General features: G+C 72.0%; 13 protein-coding genes. 6 read left to right on the top strand and 7 right to left on the bottom strand.

Annotated elements, in window-relative coordinates:
- Positions 1-165: 165 nt before the first annotated feature.
- Complete coding sequence (locus ABD297_RS09740; RefSeq protein ID WP_344254713.1) at positions 166-939, bottom strand: sulfite exporter TauE/SafE family protein; 774 nt, start codon at positions 937-939, stop codon at positions 166-168.
- Positions 936-1,634, bottom strand: a complete 699-nt coding sequence (locus ABD297_RS09735; RefSeq protein WP_344254712.1) for a FadR/GntR family transcriptional regulator — start codon at positions 1,632-1,634, stop codon at positions 936-938. Before ABD297_RS09735 ends, ABD297_RS09740 begins: the two co-directional genes overlap by 4 nt.
- Before the next feature lie 89 nt (positions 1,635-1,723).
- Here ABD297_RS09735 and ABD297_RS09730 point away from each other — a divergent pair, with 89 nt between their 5' ends.
- The 3 genes from ABD297_RS09730 to ABD297_RS09720 are packed head-to-tail and all read left to right on the top strand — an operon-like array spanning position 1,724 to position 4,543.
- A complete protein-coding gene (locus tag ABD297_RS09730; RefSeq protein ID WP_344254711.1) occupies positions 1,724-1,852 on the top strand; it encodes a hypothetical protein in 129 nt (42 codons plus the stop codon).
- 4 nt (positions 1,853-1,856) lie between these two features.
- Positions 1,857-3,080: a CaiB/BaiF CoA transferase family protein gene (locus ABD297_RS09725; protein WP_344254710.1), complete on the top strand. Its 1,224-nt coding sequence runs from the start codon at positions 1,857-1,859 to the stop codon at positions 3,078-3,080.
- Positions 3,080-4,543, top strand: coding sequence for a carboxyl transferase domain-containing protein (locus ABD297_RS09720; protein ID WP_344254709.1), 1,464 nt, complete (start codon positions 3,080-3,082; stop codon positions 4,541-4,543). Before ABD297_RS09725 ends, ABD297_RS09720 begins: the two co-directional genes overlap by 1 nt.
- A 15-nt stretch (positions 4,544-4,558) precedes the next feature.
- Here ABD297_RS09720 and ABD297_RS09715 read toward each other — a convergent pair whose 3' ends face one another.
- Positions 4,559-5,674: an alpha/beta hydrolase gene (locus ABD297_RS09715; protein ID WP_344254708.1), complete on the bottom strand. Its 1,116-nt coding sequence runs from the start codon at positions 5,672-5,674 to the stop codon at positions 4,559-4,561.
- A 184-nt stretch (positions 5,675-5,858) separates the two neighbouring features.
- Positions 5,859-6,701: a helix-turn-helix domain-containing protein gene (locus ABD297_RS09710; RefSeq protein WP_344254707.1), complete on the bottom strand. Its 843-nt coding sequence runs from the start codon at positions 6,699-6,701 to the stop codon at positions 5,859-5,861.
- A 51-nt stretch (positions 6,702-6,752) separates the two neighbouring features.
- Between ABD297_RS09710 and ABD297_RS09705 the strand changes: the two genes are divergently transcribed.
- Positions 6,753-7,349, top strand: coding sequence for a TIGR03086 family metal-binding protein (locus ABD297_RS09705; protein ID WP_344254705.1), 597 nt, complete (start codon positions 6,753-6,755; stop codon positions 7,347-7,349).
- A gap of 4 nt (positions 7,350-7,353) precedes the next feature.
- Here ABD297_RS09705 and ABD297_RS09700 read toward each other — a convergent pair whose 3' ends face one another.
- Positions 7,354-8,052 carry a response regulator gene (locus ABD297_RS09700; protein WP_344254704.1) on the bottom strand — a complete coding sequence of 233 codons (699 nt, stop codon included), beginning with the start codon at positions 8,050-8,052 and terminating at the stop codon, positions 7,354-7,356.
- A complete protein-coding gene (locus ABD297_RS09695; protein ID WP_344254703.1) occupies positions 8,045-9,664 on the bottom strand; it encodes a sensor histidine kinase in 1,620 nt (539 codons plus the stop codon). Before ABD297_RS09695 ends, ABD297_RS09700 begins: the two co-directional genes overlap by 8 nt.
- A gap of 143 nt (positions 9,665-9,807) precedes the next feature.
- Here ABD297_RS09695 and ABD297_RS09690 point away from each other — a divergent pair, with 143 nt between their 5' ends.
- Positions 9,808-11,211, top strand: a complete 1,404-nt coding sequence (locus ABD297_RS09690) for a cation:dicarboxylate symporter family transporter (RefSeq protein WP_344254701.1) — start codon at positions 9,808-9,810, stop codon at positions 11,209-11,211.
- A 268-nt stretch (positions 11,212-11,479) separates the two neighbouring features.
- Complete coding sequence (locus ABD297_RS09685; protein ID WP_344254700.1) at positions 11,480-13,303, top strand: BCCT family transporter; 1,824 nt, start codon at positions 11,480-11,482, stop codon at positions 13,301-13,303.
- 81 nt (positions 13,304-13,384) lie between these two features.
- Here ABD297_RS09685 and ABD297_RS09680 read toward each other — a convergent pair whose 3' ends face one another.
- Positions 13,385-14,167: a hypothetical protein gene (locus tag ABD297_RS09680; protein ID WP_344254699.1), complete on the bottom strand. Its 783-nt coding sequence runs from the start codon at positions 14,165-14,167 to the stop codon at positions 13,385-13,387.
- Between the last annotated feature and the right edge of the window lie 212 nt (positions 14,168-14,379).

The raw sequence follows: 14,379 nt of genomic DNA, 5'->3' as shown, positions 1-14,379 counted from the left end.
CAGCCGTAGCCAAGCGAACTTCCATCGAGATCTCCCTGCCAGCCATGCAGCCCACCATGGACCGAGACCCGGCGAGTGTCAGGGATGTCCCTTCACAGGACTGACAGGGATGTCCCTTCAAAAGACACCCCCGACGAGGGTGCCGCGATCACCTCGACCGGGCGGTCAGCGGAGCAGCAGGACCGCGGCCACGACGCCGGCGACGACGACGAGCACCCGGAAGAGCGTCGGCGGCAGCCGCCGCCCGACGCGCGCGCCGACGTAGCCGCCGACGACCGACCCGGCCGCGAGCAGGGCGATGGCGCGCCAGTCGAGGTCGGCGACCGTCACGAAGACGAGCCCGGCGACGACGTTGCCGACGAAGATCGCCAGCGTCTTGAGGGCGTTGACGATGCGCAGGTCGATGTCGAGACCGAGCCCGAGGACGGCGACCATCATGACGCCCGACCCGGCGCCGAAGTAGCCGCCGTAGACCCCGGTGAGGAGCGCGAAGAACGTCGTCACCGGACCCATGCGGGTGCGCGGGCCGACCTCCTCACCGACGCGGGAGCGCAGCCAGCGGGCGACCCACGGCTGCACGCCGACCAGCAGGCAGGTGAAGAGGATGAGCCACGGCACGACGGCCCCGAAGACGCTCGAGGGCAGGGCCAGCAGCAGCGCAGCCCCACCGACGGCGCCGACCGCGCAGGTCATGACGACGGTCCACGCGACCCGCGGGTGCTCGCGCAGCTCGGCCCGGTAGCCGCAGGACCCGCTGATCCCCGCCGGCACGAGCCCGACGGTGTTGGACGCGTTGGCCACGACCGGCGGCAGCCCGACGGCGAGCAGGATCGGGAAGCTGACCAGCGAGGCGACCCCCACCGTCGAGGTGAGGACACCCGCCGCGAGACCCGCGCCGAGCACGGCCAGCATCTCGGGAAGCGTGTCGACCGGCGTCACGTCCCGTCTCTCAGCACGGCCACGTCGCTGACCATGACGACGTGGGCGTGCATGGCGTCGGCCGCGGCCTCGGGGTCGCCCGAGCGGATCGCGTCGGCGATGGCCCGGTGGCCGGCGAGCGAGTCGGTGGGCCGGCCGGGCTGCGAGAGCGACTCGATGCGTGTCTCGCGGATGAGGTCGCGGATCTCGTCCATGAGCCGGGCGAGCAGGAGCGAGTGGGCGGCCGCGGTGACGGCCCCGTGGAAGCGCTCGTCGCCCTCGAAGCCCCGTCCGCCGGCCTCGACGTCGCGGGCCATCTCGGCGATGGCCTCGTCGATGCGGGCGAGGTCGTCGGCCGTCCGGCGCTCGGCGGCCAGGGCGGCGATCTTCGTCTCGAGGGCGTCGCGGGTGTCGATGATCTCGGGCAGCCGGTGCGCGTGGGCGCGGATCGCCTCGACGATGCGGCGCGGCCCGGGGGCCTCGGCGAGCACGGTGCCGTCGCCGTGCCGCACGTTGACGACACCGATGACCTCGAGTGCGACGAGCGCCTGGCTCAGGGTCGCCCGGCTGACGCCGAGGCGCTGGGCGAGCTCGCGCTCGGGGGGCAGCCGGTCGCCCGGCGCGAGGCCGTTGGACCTGATCCACGCGGTGATCTGCTCGGCGACCTGCTCGTAGAGCCGGGTCCTCGTGAGGCGGGGCAGCCCCGATGCTGACATGGGGACATATTATTGACAGTCGGACCATTGACCTATTGGCTAGGCCACTGAGCCAGTCGGCATCGTGACGACAGCGAGAGCAGGCGTGCGTGCCGGCGAACCGGCCCGACACGATCAGCGAGCCGGTGTACTACAAGCAGATCCTCACCTACAGCGTCATCGTGGTCATCGCCGGCCCGTTGCTCGTGTGGGCCGCCCTGATCCTCCCCGGATGGTGACCGAATGACCTCGACCCCTCAGCCCGCCCAGTTCGCTCAGGCGGCGCCGCCCGCCCGGTCGGCCGGACCCCTCTGCGACGTCCTCGTCGTCGACCTGTCCCGCGCGCTCGCGGGCCCGCACGCGACGATGATGCTCGCCGACCAGGGCGCCCGCGTCATCAAGGTGGAGGCGCCCGGCCGCGGGGACGACACCCGTGGCTGGGGCCCGCCCTTCGTCGGCGAGGAGGGACAGCGGGAGTCCACCTACTTCCTGTCGGCCAACCGCAACAAGGAGTCGATCACCCTCGACCTCAAGGACGAGGCGGACCGCGACGTGCTGCTCGCGCTCGTCGACCGGGCCGACGTGCTCGTCGAGAACTTCCGCACCGGCGTGCTCGAGCGGCTCGGCCTCGGCATCGAGTCGCTCATGGCCCGCAACCCGCGCCTCGTCGTGCTGTCGATCACCGGCTTCGGCCACGACGGGCCCGAGGGCGGTCGCCCCGGCTACGACCAGATCGCGCAGGGCGAGGCCGGCCTCATGTCGCTGACCGGCTCGGGGCCGGAGGACCCGCAGCGGGTGGGCGTGCCGATCGCCGACCTGCTCTCGGGGATGTACGGCGCCTACGGCGTCGTCGCGGCCCTCAACGAGCGCCACCGCACCGGCGTCGGGACGGTGGTGCGCACCTCCCTGCTCGCCGCGGTCGTCGGCGTCCACGCCTTCCAGGGCACGCGGTGGACCGTCGCGGGCGAGGTCGGCCGCTCGGCGGGCAACCACCACCCGTCGATCGTGCCCTACGGGCTCTTCCACTGCCGCGACGGCTCCGTGCAGATCGCGGTGGGCAGCGAGGGGCTGTGGCAGCGGCTGTGCGCGGCGTTCGGTCTCGACCCCACGGCCGACGGCATGGCGACCAACGCCGAGCGCGTGGCCAACCGGGGTCGCGTCATCGAGGTCGTCGAGGCGGCCTTCGCCGAGTGGGACGCCGAGCCGCTGCTCGCGCGGCTGGCCGAGGTCGGCGTGCCCGCGGGCAAGGTGCGCACGCTCGACGAGGTGTACGCGTGGGACCAGACCGCGAGCCAGGGGCTGCTCGTCGAGGTCGAGCACCCCACCCTCGGCCCGCTGACGCTGCCCGGGCCACCGCTGCGCTTCTTCGACGGCGACGGCGACGAGGTGACCCGGCGCGACCACGACGCCCCACCGACCCTCGACGAGGACGGCGCCGCGATCCGCGCCTGGCTCAAGGAGGAGTGATGGCGCGCCGACCGTGGACGGCCCACGAGCTGCTCGACCTCGTCCTCGACGCCGGCTCGTTCGAGTCGTGGGACGAGCCGATCGACATCAGCGGGCAGCCCGAGGCCTACCGGCTCCAGCTCGAGGCCGCGGCGGCCAGGGCGGGCACGGACGAGTCGGTGCTCACGGGCCGTGGGCTCGTGCGTGGCCGTCCGGTGGCCGTCGTCGTCAACGAGTTCCGCTTCCTCGCCGGCTCCATCGGCCGGGCGGCCGCCGAGCGCATCACCGCCGCGGTCCGGCGGGCGACCGCGGAGGGTCTGCCGGTGCTCGCCTCGACGGCGTCGGGCGGCACCCGCATGCAGGAGGGGACGCCCGCCTTCATCCACATGGTCGAGATCTCCCGGGCGCTCATGGCCCACCGGGCCGCCCGCCTGCCCTACCTCGTGCACCTGCGCCACCCGACGACCGGCGGGGTCTATGCGTCGTGGGGGTCGCTCGGGCACGTGACCGTGGCCGAGCCCGGCGCACTCGTCGGCTTCCTCGGGCCCAAGGTCTACGAGGCGCTCAACGGCGAGCCGTTCCCGGCCGGGGTGCAGACGGCCGAGAACCTCGCGGCCAAGGGCGTGCTCGACGCGGTGGTCGCGGCCGAGGACCTGCCGATGCTCGTCGACCGCGCGCTGGGCGTCCTCGTCGACGGCCCGACGGTGCCGAGGTTCGAGAGCCGTGACGGCGAGCCGAGCGGGCACCTCTCGACGTGGGAGTCGATCGAGGCCACCCGCGCCCCCGGCCGTGCGGGGGTGCGCGAGCTGCTGCGCCACGGCGCCACCGGCACGCTGCGCCTCAACGGCACCGACGAGGGGGAGCGCGACTCCACGATGCTCGTCGCCCTGACCCGTCTGGACGGGCAGCCGTGCGTCCTCGTCGGGCAGGACCGGGCTCGCCAGTCCCCGTCCTCCCCGATGGGTCCCGGTGCGCTTCGCGAGGCCCGCCGGGCGATGCGCCTCGCCGAGGAGCTCGGTATGCCGCTCGTCACCGTCATCGACACCCCCGGCGCCGAGCTGTCGGCGCACGCCGAGGAGGGGGCGATCGCCGGAGAGATCGCACGGTGCATCGCGACGCTGACCACGATGACCGTGCCGACGGTTTCCGTCGTGCTCGGGCAGGGTTGTGGCGGTGGGGCGCTCGCGCTCCTGCCCGCTCGCGAGGTCATCGCGGCCGAGCACGCGTGGCTCTCGCCGCTGCCGCCGGAAGGGGCGAGCGTCATCGTCCACGGCGACGTCTCGCACGCCGCGGAGATGGCCGAGCTCCAGCAGGTCGGGGTGTCCGACCTGGCCGCGCAGGGCATCGTCAGCCGCATCGTGCCCGAGCCGGCCGACGACACGCCGTCCGCCCTGGCCGTGGCCGTCGTCGCGGAGTGCGCGGCGGCGCTGCGACGGCAGACGCAGGGACACTCCTCACCGGCCCGCGTGCTCGCGAGCCGGTGAGGGCCGCCGTCGGCCTCAGGGCATGAAGCCGGGCAGCGCCGACCGCAGCCAGCTCAGCATCCCTGGGAGCACGGGCGGGATCGTGTCGACGCGGTGCCCTCCCGTGCGCAGCACGACCGACGTCACGGCCATGGGCGAGCGCACGCTCTTGAGGAACGAGACCATCTGGGGGTAGGCGGTGGGGTCGTCCTTGCTCGCCATGAGCCAGAGGGAGACGGGCGGGGGCGTGTTGCGCGCGAGGTGTGCCAGGTCGTAGCTGCCGACACCCTTGGTGAGCGGGTCGTAGGCCGGGCCGAACTCCGGGCGGAAGTAGCCCATGAGGGACATGGCGGCGCCGAAGGTGTTGGGGTGGTGCATCGCGAGCATGGTCGCGCACCAGCCGCCGTAGGAGAAGCCCATCGCCGCCCACGACGAGCGCTGGAGCGCGACGCGGAAGTGCTTGGCCGCCCAGTCGGGCACGTCCTTGGCCAGCCACGTCTCGGTCTGCAGCCCGGTCTTGCCGGGGGCGTTGACGCACTCGGTGTCGAGGGAGTTCGGGGTGTTGATCTGCGGCATCACGATGATGGGTGCGCGGATCGTGTGCCGGTCGACGAGGTCCTGGAAGGTCGTGTCGAGGGCGAAGCCGTGGAAGTTCGACCGCGGCGTGCCCGGGTAGCCGGAGAGCGACTCGATGACGGGGTAGGTCTTGGCCTTGGTGGGGTCGTAGCCCTTGGGCAGCAGCACGATGACCTGGCCGGTGAGGCCGGACCCGGCGCCGGTCACGGTGTAGGTCTGCTCGCGCTGCCCCGGGCTGGGCAGCGCCGGCAGGGCGCCGGCGGAGGCACCCTTGAGACCGCTGGCGAGGTGGACCTTGCCGCCGGCCCCGGCGTCGCCGGCGGTGACGGCGTGGCCGGCCTGCTCCGGACCCGAGGAGAGCAGGTCGGCCCACGAGACGTAGAAGAGGTACTGGTCGTTCATCAGCACCCCGGCCAGGACGAGGACCAGGGCGTTGAGCAGGAGGGCCTGGAGGGCGCGGACGGTGATCCGCAGGCCGCGGCGGCGCGGGTGCGGCCACCCGATGGCGACGAGCACGAAGACGGCCAGTGCCAGCACCGCGACGACGACCGGGAGCGCCGAGTCCGTCAGGCCCATGTCAACCAACTCCGGATCTGCCGGGCCGCCGCCTGTCGGAGGCCGTTGCCCACAGCGAAGCAGGGGACGTTGACGAGCGACTGTGCCCGCACTGGAGCCTGGCTGCACGCAACCTCGGACCTGGCTGGGAGTCCCTAGGGTCCCTGCTGTGGAGTGCGCCCCACGAGCCCGGCGCAGGCGCCGGTCAGCGGAAGCGCGAGGCGAACTCGCCGGGCGTCATCCCCGTCGCCAACCGGAAGTCGCGCGTGAAGTGGGCCTGGTCCGCGTAGCCGAGGTCCATGGCGATGCCGGCCAGCTCGGCGTCGGAGTCGCGCAGCCGGTCCGCGGCCTCCTGGAGGCGCCGACGGCGGATGAGCCACTTGGGCCCGAGCCCGATCCGCTTGTGCAGCAGGCGTTGCAGGGTGCGCTCGCTGATGTCGAATCGGGAGCAGAGCTCGTCGACCCGGAGCAGCTCGGGGGAGGACTCGACGTCCTCGACGATCGCATTGACGAGCAGTCCCTCCTCGTCGACGGGGAGCAGGGACCGCAGCGCGTCCTCGACGAGCTCGCGGGCCATCGCCTGGGCGTCCGGGTCGGTCGGGGCGGCCCCCATGACCGACCGCAGGGCCCGAGCGATTCCGGCCCCGTCGAGGGTGGGCACGGCCGTGAGGTCGACGAAGCGGTCGGTCATCGCCCGCACGGGCTCGCGCGTCACCAGGTGGCCGGCCGCGGGCTGGAGCATGACGCCGACCGCCCAGCCGCGCCCGGTCAGCTGCGTGTGCGACAGGCCGGAGACGACTCCGTAGAAGCGCGCATAGCTGTCGGAGACGACGATGAGGCAGACGGGGTACTGCAGCACGCGCTGCACCGAGTCGCGCCCCTCGGGCACGTCCCAGACCGGGATCCAGAAGCGGCGGGCGACGTCGAGGAGGTCGGGCGCGACCGAGGCGCGGGCGATCGACCACGTCCGGTCCGTGGGGTCGACGAGGTGGGCGCGCTCGATGTCGTCGCGGGCCGCCGTGCGCCCCGCCCCGGGAGAGGTCGTCACGTGTCGGAAAGTATCAAGACCCACCGACGCGCGGGTCCCTAGCGTGACGGCATGACATCGACCACCACCGACATCCTCGGCGCCTACACCCGACGCGCCGACCCCTTCTCCGCCGTCGTGGACCGTGTGCCCGACGACGGCTGGGACCGCCCGAGCCCGTGCGAGGGCTGGAACGCCCGCGACGTGCTGGCCCACGTCGTCACGAGCCAGCGCCAGTTCCTCGCCCAGCGCGGGTTCGACGCCACGACCGCCCACCCCCTCGACATCGACGACCCGGCCGGTCACGCCACGGACCCCCGAGCCGCCTGGCACGCCCACGACGAGCGGATGCGCGAGCTGCTGGCCGACCCCTCCGTCACGGGCCACGAGTACGACGGCGTCTTCGGCCGCACCACGGTCGGACAGTCGATCGTCGCGTTCCACGGCTTCGACCTCGTCGTGCACCGGTGGGACCTCGCAGCGGCGGCCGGACTCGACGAGCGCCTCACCGACGACGAGCTCGACATGGTCGAGCGCTCGGCCGACGGCTTCGGCGAGCACCTCTACGACGACGGTGTGTGCGGGCCTGCCGTGCCCGTCGCCGACGACGCCGAACGCCAGGAGCGCATGCTCGCGCGCCTCGGTCGACGGACCCCGGCGAACGCCTGAGCCGTCAACGCGCCCAGAGGTACTCGACCTCGGGACGTCCCGCTCCGGCATACCTCGACCGGCGCACGGCCACCCTCGTCTCGCAGAGGTACTCGGCGTAGCGCCGCGCCGTCACGCGACTGACCCCGAGGGCCTCGCCGAGCTCGCTCGCCGAGCGACCGTCGGTCGACTCGCGCAGCAGCCGGGAGACCTTCGCGAGCAGCTCCTCACCCATCCCCTTGGGCAGCCGGGCCTCGGCCGCGACCCGTGCGCCGGCGAAGACCTCGTCGACCTCGGCCTGCGTGCCGACCTCGGCGCCGGTCGTCACCTGCTCGCGGTAGGCGCGATAGGCGAGCAGCCGCTCGCGGAGGGTGGCGAAGACGAAGGGCTTGAGCAGGTACTGCACCACCCCGAGCGACACCGCCGCGCGAACGACGTCGAGGTCGCGCGCCGACGTCACGGCGATGACGTCGGCGCGGTGGCCGGCGGCCCGCATGGCGCGGACGACGTCGAGACCGTGCCTGTCGGGCAGGTTCATGTCGAGCAGGACGACGTCGATCTCCTTGTCCTGCAACGTCTTCAAGGCGGCCTGGGAGGTCCCGACCGTCGCCACCACCTCGAAGCCGTCGACGCGGCCGACGTATGCCGTGTGAGCCTCGGCCGCGATCGGCTCGTCCTCGACGACGAGGACGCGCAACGGCCGGTTGCCCTGCGCCTCAGGCATCGTCGCCTCCGGCGGGCAGCCGCACGGTGAACGTGGCCCCGGGAGGCCCAGACACCTCGAGGGTGCCGCCGAGCCGCTCGACGGTCTGAGCGACGAGGGCGAGGCCGATACCGCGTCGTCCGGCACTGCCCTGCTCCTTGGTCGACCACCCGCGCCGGAAGGCGTCCTCGACCCCGCCCGGAGGCAGCCCCGGACCGTCGTCGCTGACCTCCAGGACGGCATACGCCCCCTCTACCCGCGAGGCGAAGCGCACCTGGCGGTCGGGTCGGGCCGACCCCGGGGTCCCCGGGCCACCCGTCACGGCGTCGAGGGCGTTGTCGATGAGGTTGCCGACGATGGTCACGACGTCACGCATGGGCGCGACCCCGCGCGGCCAGTGCGATCCCGGCTCGATCCCGAAGGCGATGCCGCGCTCGTGGGCCTCGGCGGCCTTGCCGAGCAGCACTGCGGTCAGGGCCGGTTCGTCGACCGAGCCGACGACGCGGTCGGTGAGCAGCTGCGAGACCTGGAGCTCGTCGGTGGCAAAGTCGAGGGCCCGGTCGGTGTGGCCGAGCTCGATGAGGCTGACGATCGTGTGCAGCCTGTTGGCCGACTCGTGGGCCTGCGACCGGAGGGCCTCCGTGAGGCCGCGCGCCGAGTCGAGCTCACCCGTGAGGGCTTCCAGGTCGGTGCGGTCGCGCAGCGTGGCGACGTGCCCGAGCAGGCGACCCTGCCAGCGTGCCGGGCCGCGGTTGAGCACGAGCACGCGGGCCGACGTCACGTGCAGCTCGTCCTCGTGCGACGCGTCGTCGGTGAGCGCCGCCGTCAGCGCGGGACCGAGCCCGAGGTCGGCCACGGGTCGCCCGACGGCATCGGCCGGCAGCGCCAGCAGCCTCGTCGCCTCGTCGTTGGCGAGCCGGAGACGCCCGTCGAGGTCGGTGATGACGAGGCCCTCGGTGACGGCATGCAGCACGGCGTCGTAGTACTCGTACATCTCGCGCAGCTGCTGCTCGCCGAGACCGTGCGTCTGCCGGCGGATGCGTCGCGAGACCAGGGCGGTCCCGAGGCCCGACAGGAGGGCGGCCACGAGTCCGGCGAGGAGCAGGCCGGGCAGCTGGGCGCGCACCCGCTCGCCGACGGCGGACTTGCGGATGCCGACGGAGACGAGGGCGACGACCTTGCCCGCGTCGGTGACCGGCACGACGACGCGTGAGGAGGGCCCCAGCGTGCCGGTGTAGTCCTCCTCGACGACGCCCCCGGCGAGCGCGTCCTCGGTGTGGCCGATGAACTTCTTGCCGATCTGCGTCGGGTCGGGGTGGGTGTAGCGGATCGCGTCGCGGCTCATGACGACGACGAAGTCGGTGCGGGTCTCCACCCGCACCCGCTCGGCGTAGGGCTGGAGCGCCGCGGAGGGGTCCGGGCCCTGCACGGCGCTGATGACCGCCGGCGTCGCCGCGATCGTCTCGGCCACGGCCAGGGCGCGGGCGATCGCCTCCTGGTCGCCGGCCCGCTGCGCCTGCCCGTACGCGCCGACGAGCCCGGCGGCGACCACGAGGACCGCGATGAGCACCTGCAGGGCGAAGGTCTGCGCGGCGACGCTCCATCGCCCCGGCGCGCCGAGCACGCGGGTCACGGAGGACGGGATCGAGCTCAACGGCATACGTCCGGCCGCGAGAACTCAATGAACACAAAGGTGACCCTAGTCACTGGCCGCGGCAGCCTCGTCACATTCACCGGTCCCGTGCCGTCACGCGGACCCAGCCAACGGAGGTCACCGTGAGTTCCACCGCCGACAGCGCCGTCGACGCCCACCCGGGCACGACTCCGAAGCGCGACCGCACCCATTTCCTCTACATCGCCGTCATCGTGGCGATGGTGGCCGGCATCCTCGTCGGCTGGGCCTTCCCCGAGGTCGGCAAGAGCCTCAAGCCCCTCGGGACCGGCTTCGTCAACCTCATCAAGATGATGATCACGCCGATCATCTTCTGCACCATCGTGCTCGGCATCGGCTCGGTGCGTCGCGCCGCCCAGGTCGGCAAGGTCGGCGGCCTCGCCCTCGGCTACTTCATCACCATGTCGACCGTCGCGCTGGGCATCGGCCTCGTCGTCGGCAACATCGTCAAGCCGGGCGCCGGCCTCAACCTCACCGACGCCGTCGCCAAGTCCGGCCAGGCGCAGATCGCCGAGAAGTCCGAGGGTGCCGTCGACTTCGTGCTCGGCCTCATCCCCGACACGCTGGTCTCCGCGCTGACGTCCGGATCGGTGCTCCAGGCCCTGCTCATCGCCCTGCTCGTCGGCTTCGCCCTGCAGAAGATGGGCAAGGCCGGTGAGCCGATCCTCGTCGGCATCAAGCACCTCGAGCGTCTCGTCTTCCGCCTCATGGCGATGGTCATGTGGGTGGCCCCGATCGGCGCGTTCGGCGCCATGGCCGCCCTCGTCGGCGCCACGGGCATCGGCTCGCTCAAGAGCCTGGGCCTGCTCATGCTCGCCTTCTACGTCACGTGCGCGATCTTCGTCTTCGGCTTCCTCGGCAGCATCCTCAAGGTCGTCACCGGGATGAACGTCTTCTCGCTCTTCCGCTACCTCGGCCGCGAGTTCCTCCTCATCCTCTCGACGTCCTCGTCCGAGTCGGCCCTGCCGCGGCTCATCGCCAAGATGGAGCACCTCGGCGTCTCCCGCCCGGTCGTCGGCATCACGGTGCCGACCGGCTACTCGTTCAACCTCGACGGCACCGCGATCTACCTGACGATGGCGAGCCTCTTCATCGCAGAGGCCATGGACAAGCCGTTCAGCATCGGCCAGCAGATCGGCCTGCTCGTCTTCATGATCATCGCGAGCAAGGGCGCCGCCGGCGTCAGCGGCGCGGGCCTCGCCACCCTCGCCGGTGGCCTCCAGTCGCACCGCCCCGACCTCGTGCCCGGCGTCGGCTTCATCGTCGGCATCGACCGCCTCATGAGCGAGGCCCGCGCGCTGACGAACTTCGCCGGCAACGCGATCGCCACGGTCCTCATCGGCACGTGGGTCGGCGAGATCGACAAGGAGAAGGCAGCCCGCGTCCTGTCCGGCCAGGACCGCTTCGACGAGGCGAGCATGGTCGACCACGACGAGGTCGCCACCGACCGAGCGCAGGACGTCGACGCGACGGGCCGCGAGCCCGAGCTCGTGGGCGCTCCGCGCTGACCCGCCTCATCGCCGAAGGGCCACGAACCGCACCGGTTCGTGGCCCTTCGCCGTGTCGTGGCCCATGTCACCCCGATCAGTTCGCCGATCTGGGAACCATTGGCGCACAGACAGATCCGCGATGTCGTATGCCGGATCGCTCGTCCCACGGGCCTGCTCGCTTTGCGCTCGACGTCGCACCCCGACAGAGTGGAGTGTTCAACGAGACATCTGTGACACGTAACCGTGAGGAGACAGACGGCACCTTCGCCGGGTGCCGTCATGACGTATGAGTGAGCTGACCAAGAGTCCCGACGACGCGCTGCACCCGGCGCTCGAGCCGCCACCCGTGAACCATGAGGAGGCCGCCCCCTCCCGGGTCGACAAGGTCGTCTTCGGCGTCGCGGCCGGCGTCGCCATCGCCTTCGTCCTGTGGGGGGCGCTCGACACCCAGAGCCTGAGCAGCAGCGCCTCGGCCGGCCTGGACTTCGTCGTCCACAACACCGGCTGGCTCTTCTCGCTCGTCGCCTCGGGCTTCGTCGTCTTCGTCATCTGGCTGGCGGCGAGCAAGTACGGCAACATCCCGCTCGGGGGTGACGGCGAGGCTCCCGAGTTCCGCACGTCGTCGTGGGTGGCGATGATGTTCTCCGCCGGCATGGGCATCGGTCTGATGTTCTACGGCGTCACCGAGCCGCTGACCCACCTCGTGAAGCCGCCGCCCGGCACGGGCGCCGCGGGCAACCCCGCCGCGGTGCAGACCGCGATGGCGACGACGATGTTCCACTGGTCGCTGCACCCGTGGGCGATCTACGCCGTCGTCGGCCTCGCCGTCGCCTACGGCGTCTTCCGCAAGGGACGCTCGCTGCTCATCAGCTCGGCCTTCGCGCCGCTCTTCGGTGAGAAGCGCGCCAACGGACCGGCCGGTCGCGTCATCGACATCTTCGCGATCTTCGCGACGCTCTTCGGCTCGGCGACCTCGCTCGGCCTCGGCGCCCTGCAGATCGGCTCCGGACTGCAGATCGTCGCCGGCATCGGCAAGGTCGGCAACGCCGTCCTCATCGCGATCATCGTGGTGCTCACCGTCTGCTTCATCCTCTCGGCCGTTTCCGGCATCGAGAAGGGCATCCAGTGGCTGTCGAACATCAACATGGTGCTCGCGCTCGCCCTGGCGTTGTTCGTCTTCGTCGTCGGCCCGACGGTCTTCATCCTCAACCTCGTCCCGACCACGATCGGGTCCTACTTCAAGGACCTCGCGATGATGTCGGCGCGCACCGACGCCGCGGGCGGCAACGGCATGAAGGACTGGCTCGCCGGCTGGACGATCTTCTACTGGGCCTGGTGGGTCAGCTGGACGCCGTTCGTCGGCATGTTCATCGCCCGCATCTCGCGCGGCCGCACGATCCGCCAGTTCGTCTCGGGCGTCCTGCTCGTGCCGTCGGTGGTCTCGCTCATCTGGTTCGCCATCTTCGGTGGTGCCGGCATCTCGCAGCAGCAGAGCGGCAAGGACATCGCCGGTCAGTCGACGCCGGAGGGCTCGCTCTTCGCGATGCTGGGCAACCTGCCCTGGCCGACGGTGACCGCGGTCGTCGTGATGCTCCTCGTCGCGATCTTCTTCGTGTCCGGGGCCGACGCCGCCTCCATCGTCATGGGCACCCTGTCGGAGAAGGGCACGCTGGAGCCGTCGAAGAAGACGGTGATCTTCTGGGGCGCCGCGACGGGCGCGGTCGCCGCGATCATGCTCCTCATCGGCGGAGAGGATGCCCTGTCGGGCCTGCAGAACGTCACGATCGTGGCCGCGCTGCCCTTCCTCGTCATCATGGTCGGGCTGGCCGTCGCGCTCGTGAAGGACCTCTCGCACGACCCGCAGGTGGTGCGCAGGCAGTATGCCGTCGCGGCCGTCGAGCACGCCGTCGTCGCGGGCGTCAGCGAGCACGGCGACGACTTCGCCCTGACGTTCGAGGAGACCGCGCCCGGTGAGGGCGTCGGCGAGATGGTCCAGACCGAGGCGGTCGAGGGCAGGGACGTCGAGGGCAAGGACGTCGTGGCCGACGACGGCCTCGCCGGTGAGGTCGACCAGCAGACCGGGAAGGTCGGCGCGTCGATGCGCCTCTGACCCGAGCCCCGCGCGCAGTCACGTCGAGCGCCGCACCGTCCTGACCGGATGGTGCGGCGCTCGGTCGTCTCCCCGTGGCCGTCAGAGGTGCACGAGGCGGAGCGAGTCCAGGGTGCGCTGCTGGTCAGCCAGGACCCGGGGGCTGGTGTCCGGGAACCAGGACCGCTCCACGACGACCCTCTCGCCCTGCACGACGACGATCCACAGCTCGACGAGCTGGTGCTGGGCCGCCATCGGCCGGTAGGTCATCAACCCGTTGTTGTCGCACAGGGCGGCGTTCGGGTCATGCAGGCGCATCATCAGGTGGACCCCGGACCCGCCGAACCGGGTGACCGGGGCAACCGGCTCGATGACGGTGAACGGGTACCTCGAGAGGATCGAGCGGGCGAGGTCGGCTGGAGCCGGTCCGGGCTCTGCGGGCGGCCGAGCCTGCGTCTGGCACGGGCCGTACGGGATGACGTCCAGCTCCATGACACGGATGCCGGCGTCCTCCTGGGCGAAGGACGGCTGCTGGGTCACCACCCCCTGCTCGAAGAGCCACCAGCTGTCGCCGACGAGCGTGAGCTCCACGGTCAGGCGGGAGCGCGGGGCGTCGGGGTAGAGGTTGCCGGGCATGTGCAGGCGGTACGTCGCTCCGGGGCGCACGGCATACAGGGTCCGGAAGGCGTAGCCGTCCCGGTCCACGACGTGCGGCGACTCGGGGATGCGGTAGCTGCGGGGGACGGCGCCCGGGGCGGGGGTCAGCTCGACACCGGTGGCTGCCGTTGCCCCTCGACCCGGTGTGGGACCGGTGGCGACCGGCCCACCGCCCGTCGGCGCGTCGCAGGCGGCGAGGCCCATGACGAGCACTGCGGCGACCAGCACCCTTCCGGCGCCTGACCGTGCGGTGCCCGACTGCTGCCGCGTCGGACACGCCTCGTGTTCGCGGTTCGCCGTGCTGGCCACGGCGCCTCCTGCTCGATCCCAAGAGCTGACGAACGTGACGTCCGCCTCCACCCAGTGTCCTCGGCAGCGGGCGGCGGGAACAGCCGGCAACGGCCACGTCCGCAGGACAGCGCCAGGGCCGCGATCCTCTG

Source organism: Terrabacter carboxydivorans, from assembly GCF_039532035.1.
Taxonomy (GTDB): domain Bacteria; phylum Actinomycetota; class Actinomycetes; order Actinomycetales; family Dermatophilaceae; genus Terrabacter; species Terrabacter carboxydivorans.
The sequence above is the reverse complement of the archived record's forward strand: the minus strand, read 5'-3'. Positions and strand labels throughout refer to the sequence as shown.